This window comes from Sphingomonas sp. UBA978 (genome assembly GCF_002292295.1).
In the GTDB taxonomy this organism is placed as follows: Bacteria; Pseudomonadota; Alphaproteobacteria; order Sphingomonadales; family Sphingomonadaceae; genus Sphingomonas.
Genome location: NZ_DBBS01000001.1, coordinates 1 through 2544, shown reverse-complemented (window position 1 = coordinate 2544; position 2544 = coordinate 1). Strand labels below are relative to the sequence as shown.

The window sequence follows — 2544 nt, the reverse complement described above, 5'->3', positions numbered from 1 at the left end:
CGCCTTCCTCCAGACGCATTGGGGCGAGCGGGTGGATGCGGCGGCGCTGGCGCGTGTCACCCCGGCCGATCTGCGTGCGTTTCTGGCGGCACGGCGGGGCGGACCGGGCGGGGGATTGGGCAATGCCTCGGCCGCGCGCGAGCTGTCGGCGGTGCGCGGCTTCCTTGCCTTTGCCGCGCCGGACGCGCCGCCGCCGCGGGTGCGCGGGCCGCGGGTGAAGAAGGGCGTGCCGCGCCCGATCTCGCCCGACGAGGTGCTGGCGCTGGCCGGGGAGGTGGCGGACGAGGCCGTCGAGCCGTGGATCGGTGCGCGCGACTGGGCGGTGCTGTTGCTGCTGTACGGCGCGGGGCTGCGCATCGGCGAGGCGATCGCGCTGCCCGCGCGGGTGCTGCCGCTCGGCGAGACGCTGATGGTGACGGGCAAGCGCGACAAGACGCGGGTGGTGCCGCTGCTGCCGCAGGTGCGCGCCGCGATCGAGGGCTATGTGGCGCAGGTGCCGTGGGCGCTCGACGCGGCCGCGCCGCTGTTCCGCGGGGCGAAGGGCGGACCGCTGTCGCCGGGCATGATCCGCAAGGCGGTGCAGCGCGCGCGCGGGCGGCTGGGGCTGGGCGAGCGGACGACGCCGCATGCGCTACGGCACAGCTTCGCGACGCATCTGCTGGGGCGGGGCGCCGACCTTCGCGCGTTGCAGGAGCTGTTGGGCCATGCCAGCCTGAGTTCGACGCAGGTCTATACCGCGGTCGATGCGGCGCATCTGCTCGACGTTTACCGCAACGCGCATCCGCGCGCGTGATCGACGGCCGCCCTAGCGTTCGCGCGGTTTCCACGTCGCGACGCGCCACAGATAGCCGCCGATCATCAGCACGGTGAGCGCGATCGCGAGCGGGCCGACGTAGCGGTCGAGTTCTTCGAACCGCGAGCCGAGATAGAGGCCGGCGGCGGCGAGGATGCTGTTCCAGATCAGGCTGCCGGCGAAGGTCCAGACGAGGAAGCGCCACAACGGCATGCAGGTGATGCCGGCCGGCAGCGAGATGATCGTGCGGAACGTCGGCATGAAGCGGAAGACGAAGACGACCCAGCCGCCATGGCGGACGAAGAACCGGTGGAGCCGTTCGACATCGTCCCATTCCAGCGTCAGCCAGCGGCCGTGCCGGTCGACGAACGGGCGGAAGCGCGCATAGCCGATATGACGGCCGACATGATACCAGAAGTAATTGCCCGCCGTGGTGCCAGCGGTGCCCCACAGGACCAGCGGCACGACCGCCATGTCGCCGCGCGCGACCGCCATGCCGCCGAGGCCCATGATGACCTCAGACGGGATCGGCGGCACGATATTTTCCAGCGCCATCAGTAGGAAGATACCGAAATACCCGCCCCAGGCGATCCCGTTGAGGATGAATTCGGTCATGTCGGGACGGGTAACGGCGGGGGCGCCGGCCCCGTTCCGTCAGACCTGCGCGGGCAGCGGCAGCTTGCGTTCGATCGCATCCCAGATCAGCCCGGCGACATCGGTACCGTCGAACCGCTCGATCGCGACGATGCCGGTGGGGGAGGTGACGTTGATNNNNGCCGATCACGTCGATGCCGACGAACAGCAGGCCGCGGCGTTTCAGTTCCGGCCCGAGGACGGCGCAGATCTCGCGCTCCCGGTCGGTCAGTTCGGTCTTCACCGCCGATCCGCCGACCGCGAGATTGGAGCGGATCTCGCCCTCGCCCGGCAGGCGGTTGATCGCGCCGACGACCTCGCCGTCGACCAGCACGATGCGCTTGTCGCCCTTGGCGACGGCGGGCAGGAACGCCTGCACCATATGCGGCTCGCGCCACGTCTGGTTGAACACCTCGATCAGCGCCGACAGGTTGGCGCCGTCGCTGCCGACGCGGAAGATCGCCTTGCCGCCGTTGCCGTGCAGCGGCTTGACGACGATCTCGCCATGCCGGGCGAGGAAGGCGCGCGCTTCGTCGAGGCTGCGGGTGACGAGCGTCGGCGGCATGAACTGCGCATAGTCGAGCACGAACACCTTTTCGGGCGCGTTGCGGACGCTGCGCGGGTTGTTCACCACCAACGTGCGGTCGGCGATCCGTTCGAGCAGGTGCGTCGCGGTGATATAGCCGAGGTCGAACGGCGGGTCCTGCCGCATCAGCACGACATCGGCCTGTTCGCCGAGGTCGAGCGTGACCGGCGCCTCGAAGCGAAAATGGTCGCCCGCGACCCGCTGGACGGTGACCGGATGCGCCTTCGCCCAGACGCGGCCGTCGGCGTAGTTGAGGTCCTCGGCGGTGTAATGGAACAGGCTGTGGCCGCGCGCCTGCGCGGCGATCATCAGCGCGAAGGTGGAATCGCCNNTCGAGCGGGTCCATCTGGACGGCGACGGTGAGGGACATGGACGCACTCGCAGGGTTGTTGGTCTCGGGTGCGGACTTAGGGTCGCGGGGGGCGGATGTCACCAGCGGCGGGGTTTCGGGGTGTGAAGCTTTGGTTCGCGTCGGGGATGTCCATGTGAAGACGCGAAGAAAGGGACAGTTCGCGCAGAGGCGCGGAGGACG

General features: G+C 69.8%; 2 protein-coding genes and 1 pseudogene. 1 reads left to right on the top strand and 2 read right to left on the bottom strand.

Annotated elements, in window-relative coordinates:
* Nucleotides 1-793, top strand: a 793-nt coding sequence (locus B2515_RS00015) for a tyrosine-type recombinase/integrase (RefSeq protein ID WP_293872488.1), incomplete at its 5' end; no start/stop codon positions are given.
* A gap of 12 nt (nt 794-805) precedes the next feature.
* Here B2515_RS00015 and B2515_RS00010 read toward each other — a convergent pair.
* Nucleotides 806-1408, bottom strand: coding sequence for a DedA family protein (locus B2515_RS00010; RefSeq protein ID WP_293872487.1), 603 nt, complete (start codon nt 1406-1408; stop codon nt 806-808).
* Nucleotides 1409-1447: 39 nt separating this feature from the next.
* Nucleotides 1448-2382: pseudogene (gene gshB / locus B2515_RS00005) on the bottom strand (glutathione synthase).
* Between the last annotated feature and the right edge of the window lie 162 nt (nt 2383-2544).

Coding starts and splice junctions, on each gene's coding strand:
- B2515_RS00010 (WP_293872487.1), bottom strand. CDS start 1,408: ATGACCGAATTCATCCTCAACGGGATCGCCTGGGGCGGGTATTTCGGT.